This is a genomic window from Pseudoalteromonas sp. APM04 (genome assembly GCF_022809815.1).
GTDB classification, from domain to species: domain Bacteria; phylum Pseudomonadota; class Gammaproteobacteria; order Enterobacterales; family Alteromonadaceae; genus Pseudoalteromonas; species Pseudoalteromonas marina.
Genome location: NZ_CP094441.1, coordinates 1,784,633 through 1,808,635 on the forward strand (window position 1 = coordinate 1,784,633; position 24,003 = coordinate 1,808,635).

26 protein-coding genes and 1 pseudogene are annotated in these 24,003 nt (G+C 38.6%); 11 read left to right on the top strand and 16 right to left on the bottom strand.

Annotation, left to right across the window (positions count from 1 at the left end; translation table 11 throughout):
• Nucleotides 1-42 precede the first annotated feature (42 nt).
• The 3 genes from MTP24_RS08350 (at nt 43) to bktB (ending at nt 3,127) form a co-directional block, all read left to right on the top strand.
• On the top strand, nt 43-747 hold the full coding sequence (locus MTP24_RS08350) for a metal-dependent hydrolase (RefSeq protein WP_243530503.1): 705 nt from the start codon (nt 43-45) through the stop codon (nt 745-747).
• Nucleotides 748-943: 196 nt separating this feature from the next.
• Nucleotides 944-1,546, top strand: a complete 603-nt coding sequence (locus MTP24_RS08355) for a thiamine biosynthesis protein ThiC (protein WP_154944491.1) — start codon at nt 944-946, stop codon at nt 1,544-1,546.
• A 390-nt stretch (nt 1,547-1,936) separates the two neighbouring features.
• Entirely contained in the window at nt 1,937-3,127 is a 1,191-nt protein-coding gene (gene bktB / locus MTP24_RS08360) for a beta-ketothiolase BktB (RefSeq protein WP_243530505.1), read from the top strand.
• Between the two features lie 221 nt (nt 3,128-3,348).
• Here bktB and MTP24_RS08365 read toward each other — a convergent pair whose 3' ends face one another.
• From MTP24_RS08365 to MTP24_RS08400, 8 genes and pseudogenes are all read right to left on the bottom strand, one after another.
• On the bottom strand, nt 3,349-3,657 hold the full coding sequence (locus tag MTP24_RS08365; protein WP_243530506.1) for a DUF6419 family natural product biosynthesis protein: 309 nt from the start codon (nt 3,655-3,657) through the stop codon (nt 3,349-3,351).
• 108 nt (nt 3,658-3,765) lie between these two features.
• Nucleotides 3,766-3,999 carry a hypothetical protein gene (locus tag MTP24_RS08370; RefSeq protein ID WP_243530508.1) on the bottom strand — a complete coding sequence of 78 codons (234 nt, stop codon included), beginning with the start codon at nt 3,997-3,999 and terminating at the stop codon, nt 3,766-3,768.
• 198 nt (nt 4,000-4,197) lie between these two features.
• A pseudogene (locus tag MTP24_RS08375) lies at nt 4,198-4,746 on the bottom strand (GNAT family protein).
• Between the two features lie 46 nt (nt 4,747-4,792).
• Nucleotides 4,793-5,098 carry a hypothetical protein gene (locus tag MTP24_RS08380; RefSeq protein WP_243530511.1) on the bottom strand — a complete coding sequence of 102 codons (306 nt, stop codon included), beginning with the start codon at nt 5,096-5,098 and terminating at the stop codon, nt 4,793-4,795.
• A 184-nt stretch (nt 5,099-5,282) separates the two neighbouring features.
• Nucleotides 5,283-5,594 (bottom strand): hypothetical protein, encoded by a 312-nt coding sequence (locus MTP24_RS08385; RefSeq protein WP_243530514.1) that lies wholly within the window; start codon nt 5,592-5,594, stop codon nt 5,283-5,285.
• A gap of 234 nt (nt 5,595-5,828) precedes the next feature.
• The gene (locus MTP24_RS08390; RefSeq protein ID WP_243530516.1) at nt 5,829-6,251 is read right to left on the bottom strand and encodes a hypothetical protein; all 423 of its coding nucleotides are present in this window, start codon (nt 6,249-6,251) and stop codon (nt 5,829-5,831) included.
• Nucleotides 6,252-6,270: 19 nt separating this feature from the next.
• Nucleotides 6,271-6,708, bottom strand: a complete 438-nt coding sequence (locus MTP24_RS08395; protein ID WP_243530519.1) for a hypothetical protein — start codon at nt 6,706-6,708, stop codon at nt 6,271-6,273.
• A gap of 377 nt (nt 6,709-7,085) precedes the next feature.
• Nucleotides 7,086-7,517 (bottom strand): energy transducer TonB, encoded by a 432-nt coding sequence (locus tag MTP24_RS08400; RefSeq protein ID WP_243530523.1) that lies wholly within the window; start codon nt 7,515-7,517, stop codon nt 7,086-7,088.
• A gap of 470 nt (nt 7,518-7,987) precedes the next feature.
• Here MTP24_RS08400 and gloA point away from each other — a divergent pair, with 470 nt between their 5' ends.
• Complete coding sequence (gene gloA / locus MTP24_RS08405; protein WP_008131158.1) at nt 7,988-8,515, top strand: lactoylglutathione lyase; 528 nt, start codon at nt 7,988-7,990, stop codon at nt 8,513-8,515.
• Between the two features lie 76 nt (nt 8,516-8,591).
• Here gloA and htpX read toward each other — a convergent pair whose 3' ends face one another.
• The 5 genes from htpX to bioB all read right to left on the bottom strand — a co-directional run bounded on the left by htpX (nt 8,592) and on the right by bioB (nt 13,341).
• On the bottom strand, nt 8,592-9,455 hold the full coding sequence (gene htpX, locus MTP24_RS08410; RefSeq protein ID WP_243530526.1) for a protease HtpX: 864 nt from the start codon (nt 9,453-9,455) through the stop codon (nt 8,592-8,594).
• A 141-nt stretch (nt 9,456-9,596) separates the two neighbouring features.
• Nucleotides 9,597-10,280, bottom strand: a complete 684-nt coding sequence (bioD, locus tag MTP24_RS08415; protein ID WP_243530529.1) for a dethiobiotin synthase — start codon at nt 10,278-10,280, stop codon at nt 9,597-9,599.
• Between the two features lie 25 nt (nt 10,281-10,305).
• Nucleotides 10,306-11,139: a methyltransferase domain-containing protein gene (locus MTP24_RS08420; RefSeq protein WP_243530531.1), complete on the bottom strand. Its 834-nt coding sequence runs from the start codon at nt 11,137-11,139 to the stop codon at nt 10,306-10,308.
• Nucleotides 11,136-12,287 (bottom strand): 8-amino-7-oxononanoate synthase, encoded by a 1,152-nt coding sequence (locus MTP24_RS08425; RefSeq protein WP_243530535.1) that lies wholly within the window; start codon nt 12,285-12,287, stop codon nt 11,136-11,138. The genes MTP24_RS08420 and MTP24_RS08425 overlap by 4 nt, the downstream gene beginning before the upstream one ends.
• 13 nt (nt 12,288-12,300) lie before the next feature.
• Nucleotides 12,301-13,341: a biotin synthase BioB gene (bioB, locus tag MTP24_RS08430; protein ID WP_006793000.1), complete on the bottom strand. Its 1,041-nt coding sequence runs from the start codon at nt 13,339-13,341 to the stop codon at nt 12,301-12,303.
• Nucleotides 13,342-13,436: 95 nt separating this feature from the next.
• Here bioB and bioA point away from each other — a divergent pair, with 95 nt between their 5' ends.
• The 6 genes from bioA to MTP24_RS08460 all read left to right on the top strand — a co-directional run bounded on the left by bioA (nt 13,437) and on the right by MTP24_RS08460 (nt 19,994).
• The gene (bioA, locus tag MTP24_RS08435; protein WP_243530538.1) at nt 13,437-14,738 is read left to right on the top strand and encodes an adenosylmethionine--8-amino-7-oxononanoate transaminase; all 1,302 of its coding nucleotides are present in this window, start codon (nt 13,437-13,439) and stop codon (nt 14,736-14,738) included.
• A 220-nt stretch (nt 14,739-14,958) separates the two neighbouring features.
• On the top strand, nt 14,959-15,771 hold the full coding sequence (locus tag MTP24_RS08440) for a hypothetical protein (protein ID WP_039037055.1): 813 nt from the start codon (nt 14,959-14,961) through the stop codon (nt 15,769-15,771).
• Entirely contained in the window at nt 15,771-16,811 is a 1,041-nt protein-coding gene (locus MTP24_RS08445; RefSeq protein ID WP_058428859.1) for an extracellular solute-binding protein, read from the top strand. Before MTP24_RS08440 ends, MTP24_RS08445 begins: the two co-directional genes overlap by 1 nt.
• Complete coding sequence (locus MTP24_RS08450) at nt 16,811-18,310, top strand: iron ABC transporter permease (RefSeq protein ID WP_243530541.1); 1,500 nt, start codon at nt 16,811-16,813, stop codon at nt 18,308-18,310. Before MTP24_RS08445 ends, MTP24_RS08450 begins: the two co-directional genes overlap by 1 nt.
• 13 nt (nt 18,311-18,323) lie before the next feature.
• On the top strand, nt 18,324-19,334 hold the full coding sequence (locus MTP24_RS08455; RefSeq protein WP_243530543.1) for an ABC transporter ATP-binding protein: 1,011 nt from the start codon (nt 18,324-18,326) through the stop codon (nt 19,332-19,334).
• Nucleotides 19,335-19,364: 30 nt separating this feature from the next.
• Nucleotides 19,365-19,994 (top strand): Vat family streptogramin A O-acetyltransferase, encoded by a 630-nt coding sequence (locus tag MTP24_RS08460; protein ID WP_243530546.1) that lies wholly within the window; start codon nt 19,365-19,367, stop codon nt 19,992-19,994.
• Nucleotides 19,995-19,996: 2 nt separating this feature from the next.
• Here MTP24_RS08460 and MTP24_RS08465 read toward each other — a convergent pair whose 3' ends face one another.
• A complete protein-coding gene (locus MTP24_RS08465) occupies nt 19,997-20,431 on the bottom strand; it encodes an ATP-binding protein (protein WP_008131176.1) in 435 nt (144 codons plus the stop codon).
• Nucleotides 20,432-20,728: 297 nt separating this feature from the next.
• On the opposite strand from MTP24_RS08465, the gene asnS reads away from it, so the two are divergent.
• On the top strand, nt 20,729-22,126 hold the full coding sequence (asnS, locus tag MTP24_RS08470) for an asparagine--tRNA ligase (protein ID WP_006793019.1): 1,398 nt from the start codon (nt 20,729-20,731) through the stop codon (nt 22,124-22,126).
• Between the two features lie 139 nt (nt 22,127-22,265).
• Here asnS and MTP24_RS08475 read toward each other — a convergent pair whose 3' ends face one another.
• Together MTP24_RS08475 and MTP24_RS08480 are read right to left on the bottom strand one after the other, a co-directional pair.
• Nucleotides 22,266-23,192, bottom strand: a complete 927-nt coding sequence (locus MTP24_RS08475) for an FAD-binding protein (protein ID WP_243530548.1) — start codon at nt 23,190-23,192, stop codon at nt 22,266-22,268.
• Nucleotides 23,193-23,942: an electron transfer flavoprotein subunit beta/FixA family protein gene (locus tag MTP24_RS08480; RefSeq protein ID WP_243530550.1), complete on the bottom strand. Its 750-nt coding sequence runs from the start codon at nt 23,940-23,942 to the stop codon at nt 23,193-23,195.
• Nucleotides 23,943-24,003 lie beyond the last annotated feature (61 nt).

Consider the following 24,003-nt stretch of genomic DNA (forward strand, 5'->3'; position numbering starts at 1 on the left):
CAATTGCTAAAATGCAAACCCATTTTCCTATCAAGATATACAATGGCAAACTTCAATACTCATCTAAATACTGCTGTTATCATCACCGGCTTAAGCTCAGCCACATTATTATCTGCAGATCACATTGATTTAAACGGCGCACTTTGGTTGTGGTTTTTAGGCTCCATTGGCGGCTTATTACCAGACATAGACTCTGATAACTCCACATCACTCGATACTATTTTTAACTTATTTGCGCTAAGTACTGTATTAATAGTAATGCATTACATTACCACGGAGCTAACTATTCAAATTAGTTTTGTCGAGTTAATTGTAGTGCCTTTGTTAGTGTATGGATTTATGAAATATATTGTCAGGCCCATTTTTGAATGGATCACAGTACATAGAGGCAGTTGCCACTCTTTATTATTTATACTGCTTTGCGCGTTGTTAACAACACAAGTAACATGGCAATTGAATGACCAATCAACCCTTTATTCGGCAACTTTTGCCTGGTTAACAGGTGGGTTTATTTTACTCGGCGGCTTCATTCATTTATTGCTCGATGAAATTTACAGCGTAGATTTAAGTAATGTGGAAATAAAACGGTCATTTGGATCGGCTCTAAAAGTGGCTGAATTTGATAATAAATTAATTACATTGGCTTCGATTATAGCTATTACATGTTTAATCTATGTGGCCCCACCTACAGCGCAAACTATATCGGCCTTGAGTGACTGGTCTCATTTTAGGCTTTTATCTAGTTAGTTTAGTATTAAGGCAGTTTGCAATGTTACTAACTTTAACTAGTTATAACATTGCTAAATTAGTTGCCATTATTTGATACAAAATATTTTTATAATTTTAAACGAAATAATTAAATAGTTTCACCTGTCTTATACCTGCAAGTTCGAAAGCTTTTGCATCATTTAAAGCGTCAAATATAAATTATAAGAGGTCCTTAATGGAATTTACGAATAAACGCACCACCCTAATTGCAGCATCTTTATTGTTGGCGTTAGCGATAACACAGGCTATTTTTACAGCGCTTTACAGTGGCGGAATTAGCTTTTCAAGGCAGTACGCATGGGGTCTAGAAGCGGTGCTGTTCACAGTACTTGTTGCATTTGCAGGTGCAGCTATGCTGCAAGCAAAAAATTCTCAACTAGGCTGGTCGGCAATCACATTTAGCGCTGTTCTTAACATAATACAAGTAAGTATTGGCCTAACTTTATTTTCAACATTTGGAAAAGTAGCGGGCGCAGTAGAAGGCGCACAACCATTAATTGGTGGTGTAGTGTCTTTATCATTCATGATTTACTATGCAGCTAAATTATTATTAGGCTTAGCAGCCCTTGTATTTGGCCTATCTTTTATTGCTAAAGGTGGCAAAGCCATTGGTAGCCTTACAGCCCTTGCAGGCGGTGTTGCAATACTTGCCAATGCTTTATTAATTATTTTTGGCCGTGATGGATTTCTACCATCAGGCGTTGCTGGCGCTTCTGGTATGGTTGCAACATTACTTTTATCAATATGCTTAATAAGCCTTTACCGCAAAGCAGACTAAGGCCTAATACCTTACAAGCAAGGTATATATTTTATAGGTTATAAACATCGGCTAATATTTTATATAGGCCGATGTTTTACCTTTAACCCACTCGCCCAACGTATTCCAAATTGTTTATCTCTAAACCTATTTATCCAATTGACTAAAAAACAAAATATACCAGCCCTCATGTTTATTTAAATCGCCTGTAAAAGAGACCTTGAATCTATTAAATAAAAATTGCACGTAAACAAAGCTATATTTCTGTAGGCTTTAAATTGGTAGCACTATTTATTATTTATAACTTTGCTTTTTTACCCACCTCATTAGTATGCTAAAGTGCCAATACAAGCTAAATTTAATTATTTAGCATACCCTACTTCGCTAATAGATTAATAATAAAGAGAAAAAATGACAAAATCTAATACCGGTGTTGTTGTATTAAGTGCCGTAAGAACAGCAATTGGCAGTTTTGGCGGAACCCTTAAAAACTTTACCCCTGCAGAGCTTGGTACACTTTGCGCAAAAGAAGCCATTAAAAGAGCACATATTCCCTTAAACCAAATAGGTTCATCCGTAATTGGTAAGGTAATACATAATGGCCCAAAAGATGCCTACCTATCTCGTGTTATCGGTTTAAATGCCGGGCTACCTATCAGCAGCCATGCAGTTACACTTAATCGCTTATGTGGCTCGGGTCTAGAGGCAATAATACAAGCAGCACAACAAATTCAATTGGGTGATGTGGACGCAGCCCTTGCTGGTGGTTCAGAAAGTATGAGCACATCGGCTTATACACTTCAAAGTAACCGCTGGGGACAAAAAATGGGCAACAGCGTAATGTTAGACGAGCTCACAACAACATTACAAGATCCGTGGGATAACAATCCTATGGGGATCACCGCAGAAAATGTCGCAGAAAAATATAAAATCAGCCGCGAAGAACAAGACAATTATGCAGCGCAAAGTCACAATAAAGCAGCTAAAGCAATTGAAAAAGGTCTTTTTAAGTCTCAAATAGTGCCAATCGAAATTAAATCGCGTAAAGGGAGCCAAATATTTGATACAGATGAACATGTTCGTGCAGACACATCAACTGACAAACTTGCCACACTTAAGCCCTACTTTAAAGAAAATGGCACAGTAACAGCGGCTTCATCTTCAGGTATAAACGATGGCGCAGCAATGCTTGTACTTATGTCTGAACAAAAAGCCCACGAACAAGGGCTTCAACCTATTGGACGACTTATTGGCTATTCTCGTGCTGGTGTTGAACCCTCATTAATGGGAACTGGACCTATTCCCGCTGTACAGCAAGTATTTGAAAAAACGGGCTTAACAATCGACGACATTGATATAATTGAGTCTAATGAGGCTTTTGCAGCGCAAGCCTTATGCGTAGCAAACGAGTTAAACTTTCCTGCACATAAGGTGAACCCGAATGGCGGCGCCATAGCGCTAGGTCACCCCGTTGGTGCAACGGGTGCAATTTTATCAACAAAATGCTTATACGAACTAAAACGCATTGACGGTAAATATGGGCTAGTTACTATGTGTATTGGCGGCGGACAAGGCATAGCAGCCATTTTTGAAGCGCTTTAAATTTTTGAAGCGCTTTACTTAGTTTAATAAAAAGCTCTATTCACATAGAGCAAAAAAACACTTTGCTTTTAGAGGAAGTAAGAACGTGTAAGGCTATATATTTGCGCGAACTTCCTCTTGAGTCTTTATTTGCGAAAATTTATTATTTAAAAACTCTTCAAACAGGAAAATAAGAGTTACCTCATTTTATAGTTTAACTATTATCGTTGGCAAAACTCGATTTATAAAACGTGTTTACAAGTTAACTTTCTTACCCCCAAAAAAGCACCACCAAATGATATTAAAAATAAAATCGGTAAAAACAGTAATGTATTTTTGTTACCAATGTTTATAGCTGGGCTGCCAATAACTGCCAGCGTATTAATTAGTAGCAATATTAAACTTGATTGAAGGTAGCCTTTGTACCCTATAGCCCCTGCAAACAACAACATAAAAAATGAACCTAAAATCGCAGGCGTAAATGGTGCAACGGCGAGTAACATGCAAACGAATGAAAATATAACAGCACATCCAATTATTATTTTAAACATAATAACCTCAATGATAAGTGGCGTTTAATCCAAGTAATTAAAAGAGGATTAAACCAAATTAACTTTGCCGGGTCTGCTTAACATCCGCAATTTCTAATGTTAACGAACTCATGTTGTAAAAAAGCGTATTTTGGCTTCTTTTATTGTGGTTAAAAATATAGAAAATGCACAAATTCCACCAGCCATAAACACAATTTGAAAGCTAGATAACGAAGAAAGGCTATATTGAGGCGAATACAAATACTCCCCTAATAATTGTGCAAAAGTCGCTACACCTAAAATTATTAATAATGGGCACACAACTAGCGTAAACCAAAACCAAATACGTTTAATGTCTTTCATAAAAATTTCCTTTGTATTCCTTTAAATTTAACTTAAAAATAAATTAGCTTGTAGGCTGTCTGTATTTTAAAAGGCTACTCGTTTTTGAGCACGAACAAAGTCTCTAACTTCTTAATATACAATAAGCAGTAATAACAATAGCTTTAAAAAAATCTTAATATGTGTTCCTTACTAAGCTTTTATTAGGTCCCTAAACATTTACATGTACTCTGTTTTTAACAACCCAAAGCATTTAAGATCATGAAATTGGTTTTTCCAATAGCCACTTTGGCGCCTTATACCCTCTTCTTTAAAACCTACTTTTAATAATACCGCCTCAGACGCGGCATTACCTAAAACAGTATCGGCTTGTATTCGGTGTATGCTACACGGTAATTTACCTTCAAAAGCTGTTTTTACAATACAATTTACTGCGTCTGTTACATACCCTTTCCCCCAATAATCGGGGTGTAAATCATAACCAATAACAGTACTTTGCATTTTGGCGTTCCATTAGTTAAACCCACAAGTACCAATCAGTTTATTAGATTTTTTTAACCTAATAGCCCAGCGTATTCCTAAATTTTCATTAAAACGATCATTAAATAACGTGATTAAATTGCTCGCTTGGGTTAAATCAGTCATAGCTTCTAAATCGTAATATTTTATAACCGACTGGTTTGAAAAAAGCTCAAACAGGGCAATAGAATCTGCTGCTGTTACTTGGTCAAGCACAATGCGTGGGGTGTTTAATATTGGAAAATCCATTTCATTCCTATTCAATGCTTATAATTGTGCGTTTGTTAATACAAACCTAAATTTGAATTCGTAATATGCCAAAATACACACAAACACACAAACACACAAACACAGCTTCTAATATAATAAACACAACGCCAATTAAACTTGCTGTTTGTACATAATATAAAGCAATAAAAATGCATATACATACCGCGTTAGCTATTGCCAATACAGTGATTGTGTAAACAGGCTTAGTGACTAAAAAAGCAAGGGTTAAAGCGTAAATCCCATAGATAACATTGGCACTGGCAAGTAAAATTACAATATTTACTGGTAGGTTATATAAAACCGAAACCCACTCTAATAAAGCAAATAACAATACACCTACGCTAAAACCAGCCGCGCCATCTACATGTAATATGTTTATAGCTAAACCCTCTATTTAGTAATTAACGAGTGTTAATCAGGCTCTTAAGCTAAAACACATACTATTATATCTAGCAGTAAACTTTGTATAATCACTAAGCCTTTAACTTATACAGTAAGTTTAGGTTTCACATTTATTAAAAAAACAACCTCAATGCAAAACCAAATGCGCATAGCAATACACCTGAGAACATAATCCATTGCTGTACTTTGGGAATACCTATAGTTGGTGTTTCTTTTGATTTAAAAATATCAGCAAAAGGTAAGAAAAATATTTTCGGCATTAACGCTAAACTAAGCAGCATTAAACATGCCCCAATACTCATTAATAAATCTTGTGCTTTAAATTCGATAATCCAAAAATCGTAAATACCGCTAATTAATAATAAAAAAGCAAAACTAACACACAACGTGAACACTACTTTTTCTCTCATTGATAAATTACTCATAAAAATCCTTTTTACATAAAACTTTAATCAATAAACTAAATGACTTACGGTAATAAAACCAACTTTAATTTGTAACTATTTATTAGTTAATATTAATATTTGGCTTAAAGCAAATGACTTATTTGCTCTTTTTTGGCTGGCTTACATTTATTGTAAACAGAATGACGTGATTTGCTTTCCTGTAATTGTTTTGAAGAGTGCGTGTCTAATAGAATATAAAAAGTCGTACTCGTTCTAATTAAGTAAATTTTGCAAATCATTAGCACAATTATAGTTTTTACTATGCTTAGCGAGTTCCAGCATTTCCTCGTTAAAAATACGTGAATAAGCAATGGCGTGTTTTTCCAGCTCAATTTGTGCAGAACAATTACCGCTGTCTGCACCAACCCACAAAACATCCCATCTAGTTTTCAATATAATACATGCTGTCATTTGAATATGTTCAAACCCAGGGCGAGCAGGACCTAAACCATTAGCAACGGCGATAAAAGACACACCTTTAGCCTCAAAACTTTGTTTTGCATCAATCTCTGCACTTTCAGTAATAAAGTCATTGCGTAGGTGTTCAAAAGAGCAATCATCTGCAAAAACAAGAGGGGAAAAAAGAAAAATAAAAAGTATAACTATCTTCATGGGACCTTGGTAATTATCAGCCAAAATGGGCCGTCCTTTCTTGTTATATTATTTTATTAGCTAAACCTTGGTTAATTTTATATTGCATATAAATAACATGGAAAATTGATGTCATAAAAGGATTTAACCAAAGATTGTCACCTTTATGGGTGCCTGCTATTAAATTAATACGTTTACGAACCATGACAATCCAAGTGATATCGAAAGCACTCGATATTACATGAACGCCAATTGTGCTTTTTAAGATACTAAGGTCATGATAGTTAACTAAACTGTAAATTAAGCTACTTAAAGAAATAACAAACAAAATGATTGCTGTAGTGATAAATAAGCATGATATTTTTAGGTGAGTATGTTGATTTATTCTACTTGTAAAACGATACAGCTTATAAATCAAATACGCTCCTAAAGTTAGGACACATAATACGAGAGTCTTTAGTACAGAGTCTGTTTCAAATACATTCGAAAAACTGTGTTTCATTTATTTCCTCGTTATGAAGCTTGCTTTATTTACTCAGTAAATCTTTTGTACTTTATGGCAACGAGAAGTCATTATTATTTGCCAGTAAAGATAATCTAGCTGAATCTAGAAACCCAAATAAGTAATTCTCACAATGTGTAGTAACATCATCTCTATAACTACTTTCTTTGTCGCATCCTTCAAAAAGTATTTTAATGCTCAGATACGTAACTAATGAAGTAAAAATAAGCAGTAATACTAAGGTCTTCATCGACAACCCCATATTTCACTAATGCTTCTCTAAACGGCAATAAGATTGTTAACTTAAAACAGCGAAGTCCGAGGGGTAGTCAACTGTTATTATCTGTATGAGCGCCTTGTATTTAATTAGCCACATGCTAATTTTGCTTGTTGCTTACAAACCATTTCAGCTGCTGTGTAGATTCTCCACCCATACAAAAATCTAACCTCAATGTTCTTTTTTCTGAGGTTGTTTCTGCGACTGTTGCTGAAGGAACCCACTTCCATTTTTTTAGCATTTTACGTGAATATTTACCAATATGCTTTTTAGGGAAAGAGTTGATAACCTCAACATTTTCAGTTTTCCCAGAGTCTGAGATATTGAAAGATAAGACAGCACAGCCCCTTATCCCTGATCGAGCAAGTTCAACTGGGTATTTTGGAGTGTTTTTATTCTCACGCTCCCAAATAAAGTCACTAGTTGGATCCATATCAGTGACTTGTACGTCGGCATAAAAGGTTTTGGTATTCGCTAAAACAGCTGCTGAAGTAAAGAAGAGAAAGACTGGAATTAATTTTAAAGTATTCATATACACTCCATTGTAAGCATTATTCACAAAACGCTTCACCTAAGAGGAGGAAAGTTCTTGGCTATAATTAGTGACGTTGGAACCTAAACTAATTATTTTACGTATTTTGCTTTGGATTATTTCAACCTAAAGAACGCCACTTTGGGGTTTATACCTCCCCAAACGCCGCATGTATTTTCTTAATAATCGCACCAAAAAACCTCAATGTAAACAAGTGATTATGTAAGATAAAAATGACTATTGTTAAAATACACCAAAAAGGCTATTAATAATTTTATAGGGTAAAAAAATTAACTGTGCAAATACGCATTACTTATGAATATATCAATTGATGTGTATAAAACACTTAACTCACTGGCTGTTAATTTAGCTAGGTGGTTTTAATTTTTGCTGCTGTTGATTATGATGATGCAAAGTCTGCTTTTATAAATTTATTTAAATTTTTCATTCATTTCATTAAGGATCACCGCATGTCTCAGTATGACGAATCTCCAGAGCAAATTGCACAGGCCACTGAAGGCTATGTAATGCAGCAAACTATGTTACGTATAAAAGATCCAAAACCGTCGCTGGCATTTTATCAAAATGTATTAGGTATGAAGCTATTAGGTAAGTATGACTTTCCTGAAATGAAGTTTACGCTGTACTTTTTAGGCTACGAGCCAACACAGCCCGAAGGTGATGATAAGACAAAAGCAAAATGGGTATTTGGTCGCCCTGCTCTTATAGAGCTCACTCATAACTGGGGCACTGAAAACGACGATAGTTTTACAGGCTACCACAGCGGTAATGACGAGCCAAAAGGGTTTGGCCATATTGGTATTAGTGTACCCGATGTTTACGCAGCGAGTGAGCGCTTTGCAAAATACGATGTAGAATTTGTAAAAAAGCCAGACGATGGTTCAATGAAAGGCTTAGCTTTTATTAAAGACCCTGATGGCTACTGGATAGAAATACTCTCACCAGATGGCATAACCGATATTATTTTTGGTAAATAATCTCAACTCTTGATAAACCGGTTACCACATACTAAAAAGCCAGCTATTACGCTGGCTTTTGTATTTTAAAGTAAAATTACTTACTCAGTGCACTTATTCGTGACTCAAGTGGTGGGTGAGATGAAAACAGCTCAGCCATGCTTTTACCACCAGCAATACCAAATGCCATCATTGAACCTTGCAATTGTGAAGGATGGTTTTGCTTTAACCTTTCTAGGGCAGAACGCATTTTATCTGCACCAACTAATTTAGCGGCACCGCTGTCGGCTGCAAATTCACGCTGTCTGCTGTAATGCGCTACAACTATACTTGCCAACACACCAAACAGGACTTGGAATAACATATCGAACAAAATGTAGGTCCAGCTTATTCCGCCCTCTTCTTCATCGCCATTAAGAAAATTATCTACAATATTTGCCAACACTTTTGCAGCAAATATAACAAAGGTATTTACCACACCTTGTATAAGCGTAAGCGTTACCATATCGCCACTAGCAATATGTGACACCTCATGAGCAAGCACTGCTTCGGCTTGATCTTGGGTCATACTTTGCATTAAGCCTGTACTTACAGCAACTAGTGAATTGTTTTTACTTGGGCCTGTTGCAAAGGCATTCATTTCAGGGCTGTCGTAAATTGCCACTTCAGGCATTGCAATGCCAGCTTTTTTAGCTTGTACTGCCACCGTGTTTACAAGCCATTGTTCGGTTTGGTTACTTGGTTGAGTAATAACCTGCGCACCCGTTGATTTTTTAGCAATCCATTTAGACATATAAAGTGAAATAAACGACCCACCAAAACCAAATACGGCCGCAATAAGTAATATACCACCTAGGCTACGATGACTTAAGCCTAGCGCGCTCATTATAATTGAAAGCACCACACCTAATACCAACATAACCGCGAGGTTAGTTAATAAAAACAAAAATACACGTTTCATTCGCGTTCTCCAAAAATAACATTCATTGCTGAGCGATTTACTAAAATTTGATCGGCTGTAAGCAACACTATCGCAATGACACACTATGTCATTTGCGATAGTGTTATTCTGTGACAAACTATGTCACAGCGCAAGTACTATTTATGGATTTATTGATAAATTTTCAAGAAGTGTTTTATAGATTTGTAATTTTGGTGTTTGTTCGCTGTACGGGCTAATAGCAAGAATGGGAAACGGTAAGCGTGCCTTTAAACTATCAAGGTTTGCTTGGTATTCATCCATGTGTTCATCAACCTGGTTGGCTATCCAACCTATACAGTTAATACCTAAGCTTTGTATGTGTGCTGCGGTTAAAAGTGCATGATTTAAGCAGCCCAACTTCATACCAACCACTAATATAACCGGTAGTTTCTCAGCTTTTACCCAATCGTATAAATACTCGGTATTATTTATTGGCAAAGCCCAACCACCAGCACCTTCTGTAAGCAGGTAGTCAGCGCCTTGCTGTTTTACCGTTTTATAGGCTGAAGTAAGTTTGTTTACATTAATAGTTACACCCGCCTGCTCTGCAGCTATGTGGGGGGCTATGGGTGGTGCAAAAGTAAAGGGATTTACCACGTCATACTTTGCGCTTACTGTTGCACTTTCCATTAGCATAAGTGCATCAGCATTAACAAGCTGGTCGAACGCCATTTCAGACCCAGCAGCTAGTGGTTTATAGCCTATTGCCTTTTTTTTATGTTGTGCAAGCAGTTTTAACAATAAACTTGTTACATGTGTTTTTCCCGCATCGGTGTCGGTACCAGTAATAAAAAATTCTTTCATAGCTTTGCCTTGTAACAAACGATGTTTACGCTTTAGTTAATGATAACAATACTACATGATAAGAAACACACGCTTTTTGGTTTATTAGCGGATACGCTGCACAGGCCGTTTTAAGCGCCGATTTTGTTAATAACCCTGGGCGTGTTTTTCCTGTATTCTGAGTGGTTGCGCCAATTGCTTTTATTGAGCGAATTGCTTGCAGCGGTGTCGGATATTTATCTGTATACATTGTGCTTATAGTGTTTGTAATATTAAAACCAGAACTTTGGACCGATTGGTTTATATAATCAACCGAATTAAATGTATTAATATGGCTGTGGCTATCTACCGCAGCAAACGCTGTTTTTATTTCGTTTAGTGAGCCTTCAACTACAGTGCTAATAAAAGCTTGCCCGCCCGGTTTTAATACCTCATAAAGTGACTTTAAAAGCACGTTAAAGTTAGCTGACCATTGCACCGCAAAGTTACTAAAAATAATATCTACACTGTTTGATTGTAATGGTAAATTGTCCATATCTGCGCATACTTTGTAATCGCCTTTATTACAACTATTGAGCATATTAAAACTTAAATCCATGGAAAGCACATTACCGTAAAGGCTTTTAAGCTGATGAGTGTTTACAAGTGGGCCTGCACCTAAATCAACACACACCTTATTTTTATTACATGCTGAAGGCGCTATTAATTTGAACAAGTCATCCGCTGCTTTTTTTTGAACATGTGCATGCGTATTGTAATCACCCGCCGCTTTTGAAAAGTTAACTTGCGCTCCTTTTTTAAGTGCTGGGTTAAACCTTTTTAAATGGCACATTGTTGCGGGCTTTGTAACCGGCTTACTATCAAGTGCATGGGCTATCATAATAGTGCCTCTGCTAAATGTTTAACTAGATAAGTAATATCATCAAGGGTGTGCGCTGCCGTTAACGTCACTCTTAAGCGTGCAGTATTGTAAGCAACCGTAGGTGGGCGAATAGCGGTTAGCCAAATTCCTTGTTGCTTGAGTTTATTAGCCGCTTTTAATGTTTGCTCTGCACACCCTAATACAATAGGTTGAATAGCCGTATCGGACTCCATTACCGCTATGTTGTGCTGTTGTGCAAGGTGCTTAAATGTAGCAATGTTTTTATTTAACATTTCTCGTTGCGTGTTAGCTTTTTTAATGTGCTTTAAGCGCACTAGTGTATTATCTGCCAATAATGGCGACATAGCCGTTGAGTATGTGTAATCTCGGTTATATTGCAGCATGTAATCAATAAATGCGTGTGAACCCAATACACACGCGCCACTACTAGCAACAGCTTTACCAAATGTGATGACGAGAATATCGGGTAAAATATCGCCAATAAATGTTTCGCAACTACCCAGCCCTGTATTACCTAACGCGCCAAAGCCATGTGCGTCGTCTATCATCAGCCATGCATTGTGTTGTTTTGCAAGGAGCAGTAGGTCTTTGATAGGGGCCGTATCACCATCCATCGAAAAAACACCTTCGCTAATAATTAACTTATTTTGTGCTTTTGACTTTTCGAGCCGAGATCGTAAATGATTTAAATCGTTGTGGTTAAACCGTATTAAAGCTGCATTTGAATGAAGTGCCCCATCTATTAAGCTAGCGTGGTTTAACTTATCTTGAAAAATAGCGCTGTTTTGCGCTGCTGCTTTATCCTGAAACAACGCTTTAATTACACTGCTATTAGCACTAAACCCAGAATTAAAAAGCAACCCAGCTTGATAACCTAACTGATTGCATAAGTACTGCTCTAACGCTTGTTGCTGTAATTGATACCCTGTTACTAATGCAGAGCTATGGCTACCTAACGTATTAATATTTTCGCTCTTAATAGTTAAATCACCAAAGCCCAAGTAATCATTACTGGCAAAATTTAGGTAGGTTTTATCATTTACCATAATGGTTCGTGCTGTGGCGCTTTGTACCACGTGGCGTTTGCGTAAAAGCAATTGCTCTGCCCGTTCATTAAGGTGTGCGCTAATAAATTCAAATGGCATGAGTAACGCTTACTTAGGCTTCGTAAAATAATTCAGACGTTGCTTTATCTGCAACTTGCGATGAAAGCGACGCTGCTACAGCTTCATCTGAATAATCTTCACGCGTTTCTGGGTTCATTCCTAGCTTTTTAATTAGGTTCATATCGGCATCCGCTTCTGGATTTTCGGTGGTAAGCAGCTTGTCGCCATAAAATATAGAGTTAGCACCTGCAAAAAAACACATTGATTGCATTTGCTCGTTCATGGCGTTACGCCCTGCCGACAAACGTACATAGCTGTGTGGCATCATTATTCGTGCAGTAGCAATAGTGCGTATAAACTCAAAATGGTCTAAATCGTCAACGTTTTCAAGTGGGGTACCTTTTACTTTAACTAGCATATTAATAGGTACACTTTCTGGCTGTTGTGGCAAGTTAGCCAATTGCATAAGTAACCCATAACGATCGGCTGCTTGCTCGCCCATACCGACTATACCGCCTGAACATACTTTCATACCGGCATCGCGTACATGATCTATGGTGTTTAATCGATCTTCAAAGGTACGGGTTGATATAATTTGCTCGTAGTATTCAGGTGATGTATCTAGATTATGGTTGTAGTAATCTAAACCTGCACTGCTGAGTTCGTGTGCTTTTTCGTTTGTGAGTTTGCCCAGCGTCATGCAGGTTTCAAGGCCAAGCTCTTTTACTTCTTTTACCATTTTCGAAATGTAAGGCATGTCTCTGTCTTTTGGATCTGACCACGCAGCGCCCATACAAAAACGTGTTGCGCCTTTTTGTTTAGCTAAACGCGCTTGCTCTACTACTTTTTCTACTTCAATAAGTCGCTCGCGCTCTAGGTCGGTTTTATAGTGCCCTGACTGTGGGCAATACTTGCAATCTTCTGGGCATGCCCCAGTTTTAATTGATAACAGGGTAGAAATTTGCACTTCATTTGGGTTGAAGTTAGCACGGTGAACCGACGCCGCCTTAAAAAGTAAATCGTTAAACGGCATTTCAAATAATGCTTTAACTTCGCTATGGGTCCAATTGTGGCGAACAGGTGCAAGTTCCATAATTCTCTCTTTATTTTTTTCATATCGGTGATGTTGGATTAGTCTAAAACTTCAAGTACCATTGTCAACGAAGCCCATCCAGTTAAAGTTTACATATGAACAATAAACACTCAATTGATTTAAATTTTGATCGTGAACACATTTGGCATCCATACACATCAATGACAAAGCCTATTCCCGTTTACCCTGTAACCCACGCTAAACACAATATAATTTATCTCGAAACAGGCGAGCAACTTATAGATGGCATGGCTTCGTGGTGGAGCGCTATTCATGGTTACAACCACCCTGCTATTAACAAAGCAATGGTTAATCAAATTAATAACATGAGCCACATTATGTTTGGAGGTATTACACATTCAAGTGCAGTTGAGCTGTGTAAAAAACTTGTAGATATCACCCCCCCAAGCTTAACTAAAGTATTTTTAGCTGACAGTGGCTCAGTAAGTGTTGAAGTAGCTATTAAAATGGCTCTGCAATATTGGTTAAGCCAAGGTATTAAAACAAAACAAAAATTAATGACTCCTTATAAGGGTTATCATGGCGATACGTTTGCTGCAATGAGCGTATGCGATCCTGTTAACTCTATGCATAGCCTATATAAGGGTTTTCTACCTGAGCACGTATTTGTACCAGCCCCTACCAGTAAGTTTTCAAGCACTTTTGAGCAAAGTGAAGCGCTTGAACTTGAACAGTACTTTAAAAATAACCACCAACACGTAGCTGCTTTTATTATTGAACCCATAGTACAAAATGCGGGAGGTATGAATTTTTATCATCCCGATTATTTAGCCTGCGTAAGGCAATTATGCAATCAATACAATGTACTTTTAATTTGCGACGAAATAGCCACAGGCTTTGGCCGTACGGGTAAGTTATTTGCGGTTGAACACGCTAATATCCAACCCGATATTTTATGTATAGGTAAAGCACTTACCGGTGGCTCAATGACTTTATCGGCAACGCTTACGAGCGATAAAATTGCCACAGGCATTAGTGAAGGTGAAGCCGGAGTTTTAATGCACGGACCTACCTTTATGGGCAATCCGCTAGCATGTGCAGCTGCATGTGCCAGCATAGACTTATTACTTGAGCAAAACTGGCAACAACGCGTAAAAGAAATAAATAATCAACTTCAGCAATTACACAAATGTGCGGAGCTTAAAGACGTAGCTGATGTAAGAGTGCTCGGCGCGATAGGTGTTGTAGAGCTTAATAAAGAGGTTAGCAATATCGATGTTGCGACTATTCAGGCCTTTTTTGTAAAACAAGGTGTATGGATCCGCCCTTTCGGTAAACTAATTTACCTTATGCCACCGTATATAAGTGACGAAAACAGTATTAAAACGCTTTGCGATGCAATTTATAGTGCAATTAAAGGCAAACATTACGCTTAAGCAAATTGATTTTTTAAAATTTAATAGTGGTATTAATTAGTCAATAGCTTCATTAATTTTAAGCAAAAAGCGGATTTAACTTGATATAGATCATTTGTATTAATTAAATTCGTCCTCATGCCTTCAAATACGTGTTTAGCAGTTTTAGTATATTGCTCTTCGTAATATTTACGGATATGATAATACCTATCATTTACAATTACCTTTTTGGACTTCTTTCATGAACTTATTTTTTAAACCAGCCAAAACATTAGGTGCCTCTTTATTAATAGCGTCTGCGTTTATTGCGCAACCTGTATTTGCTAACGGCCCTATTGGTGAACATGTAAATCACCTTCAAGCTAACCTTAAAAGTTATAACGAAGAAGTTGAATGGATGGTAGGCAAAGTAGACACGCTTGTTAGCACCTACGAAAATAAAGGCGCTAAGGCCGTAAATACCGACGATTTAATTGAATATTGGGAATCGGTAAAATTTCACAGTGCAATTGAAACTAATTTAGTGCCTGTTTATGCCTCTATTTGGCAGGGTTTGTACGGTGTAAAAATGGCAATTGACGGTGGTAAAGCAGCCGCTGAGGTTCGTGTACAACAAACCGCAATGAATAATGCTTTATGGCAAGGTTTAGGTGCTGTTAAATTAGCGGCTAAATTTCAACAAAAAGGCTTGTTAGAGTCTGTTACAGCTACAGCAAGTAAAGAAATGACACAAAGTGCAACAATAGACGAAATAAAGCACAAACTAGACCGCGTCATCGCAAAACTTGCTGAGCGCCTTCAGGACGAAGCCACAGAAATTGTTCACGATACGTACCTACACTTATTCGAAGGCGTTGAAGGAACACTTATCGAGCAAGATGCAAATTTAGTCGAGGCACTTGAAAAAGATTTTAACGTCACGCTTCCAAAAGCAATCGCAGATAACAAAAGTGTTGATGAAGTACGCGATGTAGTTACCAGCATGCAAACAAAATTAGACCGCGCCAAACGTTTAATTGAAAAAGCAGAAAAAAACCGTAAGGACGTTTTTTAGTGGAACGCAGAACCTTTATACAAGGGTTAGCAGCATTAGGGGTAATTGGCTCATTACCATTACCTCTATCGCAAGCTTTTGCTAATACAGTAACCAACCCCGTCTCGGTTGACGATTTACCTAAGCTTAAAGGTGATTTAACCTTATATTTAGGCCGAGGTGAAGGTGGTTTATACGAAAACGTATTACAAGCTATCCAAAAAAATAACCCTGATTTTAATTTAGCTATTCGCCGTGGACCAACAGCTGCACTTGCCAACACAATTGTTGCAGAAGCCAAAGCGGGTGTTAAACGTGCTGATTTATTTTGGGCTGTGGACTCAGGTGCAATTGGTTTAGTGACCGATGCAGGTCTAGCAAAACCACTGCCAGACGATTTATCGTCTCAACTGCAGCCGCAATTTAAATATAAAGACTGGGCGCCAGTAACGGGACGTATTCGCACATTGCCTTTTAATACGTCGCGTTTAACTAAAGATCAAATTCCAACCAGCATTATGGAAATTGCTGACAGCGACTTGAGTATTGGTTGGGCCCCTGCTTATGCGTCTTTTCAATCGTTTGTTACAGCAATGCGTATTTTACAAGGCGACGATAAAACGGCTAAATGGCTTAAAAAAGTTAAAAAACGTGCAAAAACATACGCAGGTGAATTAGGCGTTGTAATGGGTGTGGAACGGGGTGAAGTTGATATTGGCTTTGCTAATCATTATTACACTTTACGTTTAAAATCAGGCAAGCCGGATGCAAATCTTGATTTAGCCTTTACCCAAAACGATGCAGGCTGTTTAGTAAACGCCTCGGGTATATTAACGCTTAACAGTGATCCGCTTGCAACTAACTTTATGCGCTATTTGCTCAGCAAAGAAGTACAAGGCTATTTAGCACGTGAAGCCTACGAAATACCCCTTGTAAACGGTATTGCTCAGCCTGATGGTTTACCTTCGCTTTCGAGTGTTTCACCACCTAAAATTGATTTAACACAGCTTGCAGATTTGCGACCCACTATTGACTTAATGCGCAGCAACGGCGTTTTATAATGCGATTACCCCCATCTTACCCAATGGCGCTGCTTGCAGCGCTCATTACGCTTACCCCTATTTGTATATTAATGGTGCTTGCTAGTGACTCAAGTTCCTATTTTGATAGCCATAATTTAACCATATTAGGTAATACACTGGCTTTAATGGGCTTAACTGTTTTAGGCTCAATTTTAATCGGCGTACCACTTGCGTTTATAAGCGCCTATGTACACTTACCATTTAAAAAAGCATGGCTTGTATTATTTGCAGCTCCCCTTGCTATACCCAGTTATATTGGTGCGTTTACGCTTTATGCTGCATTTGGCCCTGGGGGTGAAATAAATAATTTACTCGGATTTGAAACACCGTCTATGTATGGGCTATCCGGCGCTGCAATAGTTATGACCCTGTATACATTTCCATTTGTGATGATGACTACCCGATCATCTTTACTCAGTTTAGACGCCAGCATGGTAAACGCAGCTCGCACATTGGGTATGTCGATGACGCAAAGTGTATTCAAAGTTATTCTACCCCGCGTGGTAAATGGCATTGCTGCTGGGTCATTATTAGTGGCACTTTATACTTTATCTGACTTTGGCACCCCAGCCATGATGAGACTTGATACATTTACCCGTGTTATTTATGTTGAATACAATGCCTTTGAACTGGGTCGCGCAGCGATGCTGTCGCTTCAGTTAATGGTTATTGTAGGCTTTTTATTACTTATAGAGTCGCAAATAAAAACAGCGAGTGAGCGTCATGGCCGCCCCCTTATTTTATTCCCGAATAAACTTCAATTGAGTGCGTTATTTACTCTGTTCTCTCCTGTGCTGTTGCTAGCAATCGGCTTACCCTTGGCAATATTTTTTATATGGCTTGCACGAGATGGCTTAAGTAATTTTGATTTTACCATTGCATGGCATTCAACCTATGCGTCTGCACTTGCTGCTATTGTTGCAGTAATAGTAGCGGTCCCTGTTGCGCACGCGGCTCTCAGTGGCAAAGCAGGCAGAGTTATGGAGCGCGTTACTTACTTTGGCTTTGGCATACCCGGTATTGTAATGGGCACAGCGCTGGTTTATGGTGGGTTGCAATTACCATTTTTGTATCAAACTTTGGGGTTACTTATTATTGCCTACATGCTACGTTTTTTGCCTCTCGCGGTTGGTTCAATTCGTACTAGTACCGAACATTTAGACCCTAGCTTGGTAAAATCTGCTCGAGTGCTTGGTGCAAGCCCGCGCGAAGCCTTCACACGTATTACTTTGCCTTTAACCATGCGTGGTATCGTCGCTGGTAGTGCATTGGTGTTTTTAGAGTCAATGCGTGAACTTGAAGCCACTTTATTGCTAGGCCCTACTGGGTTTGAAACCCTGTCTACTTATTTATGGCGTGTTTACGAAGCTGGCTATTTTGGCCGTGCCGCTATACCTGGGCTGTTATTAGTGGTGATCTCTGCTTGTGGTTTAGCTATTATGATGTCTGGCGAAAAACGTAACCAGTTTGAACATTAAGGATTTGAAGTAAATGCTATCTGTAAGTCAGTTGTCTATAGATTATGGCAGTAATCGCGTTGTGAGCGATTTGAATTTAACGCTTGGTGAAAACGAAATCCTAATGCTTGTAGGCCCCACCGGTTGCGGTAAAAGTACAATATTACAAGCACTCGCAGGCTTAATACCCATTTCTGAAGGTGAAATAAACGCAGATAAATGGCGTGCAACCCCTAATAAATCAGTGCCTCCTGAGAAGCGCAGTGTCGGTATGGTTTTTCAAGACTTTGCGTTATTTCCGCATTTAACGGTTGAGCAAAATATTGGTTTTAAATTAAAAGATCACAGCGTTGCAGATCAATGGATTAACCTACTTGGTCTTGAAGAGTTTAGGGCTAAGAAACCTGCGACCCTGTCTGGCGGTCAAAAGCAACGTGTTGCATTAGCACGTACTCTTGCTCACCAGCCTGACTTTGTATTACTTGATGAGCCGCTGTCGAATCTAGATGCCGCGTTAAAAGACATGCTGCGTTGGGATATCCGAAACGCACTAAAAAATGCAGGTGTACCTGCTATTTGGGTTACCCACGACCAAGAAGAGGCACTATCGGTTGGGGATCGTGTTGGTGTTTTAAAAGGTGGGCAAATACAACAAATTGACACTCCCGAAAAATGCTTTAGCACCCCAGAAAACCGCTTTGTTGCGCGTTTTTTAGGTGAAGCTAGCTTTATAAAAGGTACATTAAATAACGGCCAAGCACTTACCGATATTGGTAATGTGCCCGCGCATGGTGTTGACTGCGCTCAAGGCAATGTTGATGTATTGCTTCGCCCCGACGATGTTTTATTAGTACAAAGCAGTATAGGTAATAATGGTGAGGTTATTTGGGTCCGCTTTGAAGGCGGTAGTCGATTATGCGCAATAAAACTTGCCTGTGGTACAGTAGTCACTAGCCGCGTGAGTCATGAACTGGTTGTACACCCTGGTGACAACGTACATGTTTCGCTAAGTACCTCTCATCCGCTGGCGGCATTTAAAAACTAGCTTATTAAATATTTAACTTTAGAGGAAACCATGAACGGACCAAATCCAAATAACCCATCTCCAATGCAAGGGTTTCCTCAAGTAGGTTATTTAAAAAATTTTATTACGTCGCCTAATATAGAAGTTGGTGATTATACGTATTACGACGACCCTGATGGGCCCGAACACTTCGAAAAAAACGTACTTTATCATTTCGATTTTATTGGCGACAAACTTATTATTGGGAAGTTTTGCGCCATAGCAAAAGATGTAACGTTTATAATGAATGGGGCTAATCATCAAAGTGCTGGTTTTTCTACCTACCCATTTTTTATATTTGGTAACGGATGGGAAAAGTCTGCACCTCAACCAGGTGACTTACCATTTAAAGGAAATACAGAAATTGGCAATGATGTGTGGATAGGCTATAACGCCACTATTATGCCAGGGGTAAAAATAGGAAGTGGTGCAATCATTGCCAGTAAATCGGTAGTGACCAACGATGTGCCTGCTTATGCTGTCGTTGGTGGTAATCCAGCAAAAATAATCAAACAGCGTTTTGACGATAAAACGATTGATGCACTGCTATCTATTGCATGGTGGGATTGGAGCAATGACAAAATCACTGCTCATTTAGATGCTATAACTCAAAATAATTTAGACTTACTGTCTAAACTATAACACTACCATTCAAACATATACGCCATTTTACTTATGGTTTTAAGCGGCACGTTATGCGAATTGCGTTTAGCGTATAAGTGCTGCATGGATTTATCTTTTACTTCACCCACTATCACTTCTTTAACTTGGTAACCTAATGCAACAGCTGCTTGAGTGTATGCAACAAACTCCCATTTTTTTATATTGGTGTTGTCTACAATCACGAGCGGAATATCTTGTGCGAGCGCTTGTATAAAACGCGCTAAATTTAAATTATGGTATTGCGGTAATTTAAATTTATCAAAATGATATTCGCCCTGCTCATTTAAAAAATAATCGTCTGTTGAGCAAATTAAATATTGGCTTTCATCTGCAGTCGCTAATTCGTCTGCTAAATTTTGTGCATAATACGACTTACCGCTTCCAGGTAGTCCACGTAAAATAAAAACTTGTTTCATAGCATCCATTTCTAAAGTAATGGTCAGTATTGAGAAATCAAAGAATATATAATGCCACAAAATCACTAAATTTCAGAGCAGCAAATGACAAACTTAGTCATTTGTGCCTAAAAATCGACTAAAAATAAACCGCATTGATAAAAACTTATAAAGAGTTGCCCGCAATAGTTTTTTTATTTTACTTTACTAGGTAAGATACAGGGTTCTAGTACAGCACCATCTATAAATAAAATATGGTTTATATACTGTACATATTTAAATAAATAAAGTTAGGCAACTTATATCATTGGAGTGAAGATGAGCCATTTAGCGATTTCAGAGCTATTAAAAGGCAATGTTGCGGTAGACAGCCAAGTAACAATTAAAGGCTGGATCCGTACTCGCCGCGATTCAAAAGCAGGAATATCATTTTTAGCCGTTCATGACGGTTCGTGTTTTGATCCTATTCAAGCGGTAGTTCCTAATTCACTAAATAATTATGATGAAGTTACTAGCTTAACAGCCGGTTGTTCTGTATCGGTTACTGGTGTTTTAGTTCAATCTGCTGGCAAAGGCCAATCGTTTGAAATTCAAGCGAATACGGTCACTGTATTAGGTTGGGTAGAAAACCCAGATTCATATCCAATGTCGGCAAAACGCCACAGCATTGAATACTTACGTGAACACGCTCACCTTCGCCCACGTACTAATATGATTGGTGCAGTAACACGTGTACGTAACTGTTTAGCACAAGCCATTCACCGTTTTTATCACGAGCAAGGTTACTACTGGATCAGCACACCTATTATCACAGCAAGTGACTGTGAAGGCGCTGGCGAAATGTTCCGTGTATCCACACTTGATATGCAAAACTTACCGCGTACAGATAAAGGCGATGTTGATTACAGTGAAGACTTTTTTGGAAAAGAAGCATTCTTAACTGTATCTGGCCAGTTAAACGGTGAAACTTACGCATCTGCAATGTCAAAAATTTATACGTTTGGCCCTACTTTCCGTGCAGAAAACTCAAATACTTCACGCCACTTGGCTGAGTTTTGGATGGTTGAACCTGAAGTAGCGTTTGCAGATTTAGAAGATATTGCAAAGCTTGCTGAAAACATGCTTAAGTACGTATTTAAAGCGGTACTTGAAGAGCGCCGTGACGACATGGAGTTTTTTGCTCAACGTATCGAAAAAACTGCGATTAGCCGTTTAGAAGAATTTGTTGAAAAAGACTTTGCACAAGTTGATTACACAGACGCAGTCGAAATTCTTAAAAACTGCGGTAAGAAATTTGAGTTTGATGTTGAATGGGGTGTAGATTTACAGTCTGAGCACGAACGTTACCTAGCAGAAGAACACTTTAAAGCACCGGTAGTAATTAAAAACTACCCACGTGATATTAAAGCATTTTACATGCGCCAAAACGAAGATGGCAAAACCGTTGCCGCTATGGACGTAGTTGCTCCGGGTATTGGTGAAATCATTGGTGGTTCTCAACGTGAAGAGCGCCTTGACGTACTTGATGCACGCCTTGAAGAAATGGGCTTAAACAAAGAAGATTACAGCTGGTACCGCGACCTACGTAAATACGGTAGTGTGCCACATTCAGGCTTTGGTTTAGGCTTTGAACGCTTAGTTGCTTATGTAACAGGTATGGGTAATGTACGTGATGTAATCGCCTTCCCTCGTACGAAAGGCAGCGCAACTTACTAAACAATTATTTAGTAAATTGTTTAAAAATTAAAACCAGCCAATTGGCTGGTTTTTTTATGGCTAAAACTTAACGTATAAAAAAAGCCGCAGCACCCATCAAGCACCACGACTTTCAACCAGAATAAGGTTTAATAAATGGTTATAGTGCGCTTTCTAATTGCGGTAACACATCAAATAAATCGGCTACGAGTCCGTAATCTGCGACTTGAAAAATAGGTGCATCGGGGTCTTTGTTAATTGCAACAATCACTTTTGAATCTTTCATACCCGCTAGGTGTTGAATGGCACCGCTAATGCCCACTGCGATGTATAAGTTAGGAGCGACAATTTTACCTGTTTGCCCTACTTGCATATCATTAGGTACAAAGCCTGCGTCTACCGCAGCGCGCGATGCACCAATAGCAGCACCTAATTTATCGGCTATACCGTTTAAAAGAGCGAAATTTTCGCCATTTTGCATACCACGACCACCAGATATAACCACCTCAGCAGCGGTAAGCTCTGGGCGCTCTGACTCAGTTTGCTCAATGCTTACAAACGTACTTAACTGTGAGTCCGATACTGTATCTAAAGTATTAATGCTTACAGCGGCTTGCTCGCCTTGTAAATCAAAACTACTTGCGCGTACGGTAATCACCTTTTTAGCATCAAGTGATTTAACAGTCGCAATAGCGTTACCGGCATAAATTGGGCGTTTAAACGTATCAGCATCTATTACATCAATAATTTCCGATATTTGCGCTACATCTAAAAGGGCCGCAACACGTGGCATAAAATTTTTGCCTGTGGTAGTTGCACTTGCCACAATATGACTGTAGCTGTCAGTTAACGACATAACTAAATCGGTCATGCTTTCTGCTAGTTGGTGTGCATAAGCAGCATTATTTGCAACAAGCACACTCGCAACGCCTTCTATACTTGAAATAGTCTCGCTCATATTGGCGATGTTTTCACCGGCCACTAATACATCAACAGGAAAACCCATTTGAATAGCCGCATTAATTGTTTTTGAGGTTTCTGGTTTTAAGGCACCGTTGTCGTGCTCTGCAATTACAAGTGTTTTCATTTAAATCACCTTTGCCTCTGTTTTTAATTTTTCTACAAGTTGTGCAACGTCTTCTACAATAATGCCACCACTACGTTTTGCCGGTTCTTCTACGCTAACAAGCTGAATACGAGGTGTTAAATCTACACCTAAAGAGTCTGCAGCTATTACATCAAGCGGCTTGCGTTTTGCTTTCATTATATTGGGTAGTGATGCATAACGTGGTTCGTTCAAACGTAAATCTGTAGTGATAATGGCTGGCAATGAAAGTGCGACCGTTTGCAAACCGCCGTCTACTTCACGCGTAACATTTACTTTTCCATCAGCAACAACCACTTTAGACGCAAACGTACCTTGCCCACGATTAGCTAATGCTGCAAGCATTTGACCCGTTTGGTTATTGTCTGAATCAATCGACTGCTTTCCTAAAATAACAAGCTCTGGCGCTTCTTGCTCAACAATTTTTGCGAGTAATTTTGCAATGTGTAATGACTCTAATTTTTCATCGGTTTCGATGTGGATTGCTTTATCTGCACCCAGTGCAAGCGCTGTGCGTAGTTGTTCTTGCGATGTTTTAGCGCCAATAGTAACAGCTACAACTTCAGTGGCTGTACCGGCTTCTTTTAAGCGAATAGCTTCTTCAATTGCAATTTCACAAAATGGGTTCATCGCCATTTTAACGTTCGTTAAATCTACATCGCTGTTGTCACTTTTGACACGCGCTTTTACGTTGTAATCTATAACGCGTTTTATTGGTACAAGAATTTTCATAGGAACTCCATAATTATTTAAACCTACAACCTAACGTGTACGTCAACCTATTTATTTTATG

Coding starts and splice junctions, on each gene's coding strand:
- MTP24_RS08350 (WP_243530503.1), top strand. CDS start 43: ATGGCAAACTTCAATACTCATCTAAATACTGCTGTTATCATCACCGGC.
- MTP24_RS08355 (WP_154944491.1), top strand. CDS start 944: ATGGAATTTACGAATAAACGCACCACCCTAATTGCAGCATCTTTATTG.
- bktB (WP_243530505.1), top strand. CDS start 1,937: ATGACAAAATCTAATACCGGTGTTGTTGTATTAAGTGCCGTAAGAACA.
- MTP24_RS08365 (WP_243530506.1), bottom strand. CDS start 3,657: ATGTTTAAAATAATAATTGGATGTGCTGTTATATTTTCATTCGTTTGC.
- MTP24_RS08370 (WP_243530508.1), bottom strand. CDS start 3,999: ATGAAAGACATTAAACGTATTTGGTTTTGGTTTACGCTAGTTGTGTGC.
- MTP24_RS08385 (WP_243530514.1), bottom strand. CDS start 5,594: ATGAGTAATTTATCAATGAGAGAAAAAGTAGTGTTCACGTTGTGTGTT.
- MTP24_RS08395 (WP_243530519.1), bottom strand. CDS start 6,708: ATGAAACACAGTTTTTCGAATGTATTTGAAACAGACTCTGTACTAAAG.
- MTP24_RS08400 (WP_243530523.1), bottom strand. CDS start 7,517: ATGAATACTTTAAAATTAATTCCAGTCTTTCTCTTCTTTACTTCAGCA.
- gloA (WP_008131158.1), top strand. CDS start 7,988: ATGTCTCAGTATGACGAATCTCCAGAGCAAATTGCACAGGCCACTGAA.
- htpX (WP_243530526.1), bottom strand. CDS start 9,455: ATGAAACGTGTATTTTTGTTTTTATTAACTAACCTCGCGGTTATGTTG.
- bioD (WP_243530529.1), bottom strand. CDS start 10,280: ATGAAAGAATTTTTTATTACTGGTACCGACACCGATGCGGGAAAAACA.
- MTP24_RS08420 (WP_243530531.1), bottom strand. CDS start 11,139: ATGATAGCCCATGCACTTGATAGTAAGCCGGTTACAAAGCCCGCAACA.
- MTP24_RS08425 (WP_243530535.1), bottom strand. CDS start 12,287: ATGCCATTTGAATTTATTAGCGCACACCTTAATGAACGGGCAGAGCAA.
- bioB (WP_006793000.1), bottom strand. CDS start 13,341: ATGGAACTTGCACCTGTTCGCCACAATTGGACCCATAGCGAAGTTAAA.
- bioA (WP_243530538.1), top strand. CDS start 13,437: ATGAACAATAAACACTCAATTGATTTAAATTTTGATCGTGAACACATT.
- MTP24_RS08440 (WP_039037055.1), top strand. CDS start 14,959: ATGAACTTATTTTTTAAACCAGCCAAAACATTAGGTGCCTCTTTATTA.
- MTP24_RS08450 (WP_243530541.1), top strand. CDS start 16,811: ATGCGATTACCCCCATCTTACCCAATGGCGCTGCTTGCAGCGCTCATT.
- MTP24_RS08455 (WP_243530543.1), top strand. CDS start 18,324: ATGCTATCTGTAAGTCAGTTGTCTATAGATTATGGCAGTAATCGCGTT.
- MTP24_RS08460 (WP_243530546.1), top strand. CDS start 19,365: ATGAACGGACCAAATCCAAATAACCCATCTCCAATGCAAGGGTTTCCT.
- MTP24_RS08465 (WP_008131176.1), bottom strand. CDS start 20,431: ATGAAACAAGTTTTTATTTTACGTGGACTACCTGGAAGCGGTAAGTCG.
- asnS (WP_006793019.1), top strand. CDS start 20,729: ATGAGCCATTTAGCGATTTCAGAGCTATTAAAAGGCAATGTTGCGGTA.
- MTP24_RS08475 (WP_243530548.1), bottom strand. CDS start 23,192: ATGAAAACACTTGTAATTGCAGAGCACGACAACGGTGCCTTAAAACCA.
- MTP24_RS08480 (WP_243530550.1), bottom strand. CDS start 23,942: ATGAAAATTCTTGTACCAATAAAACGCGTTATAGATTACAACGTAAAA.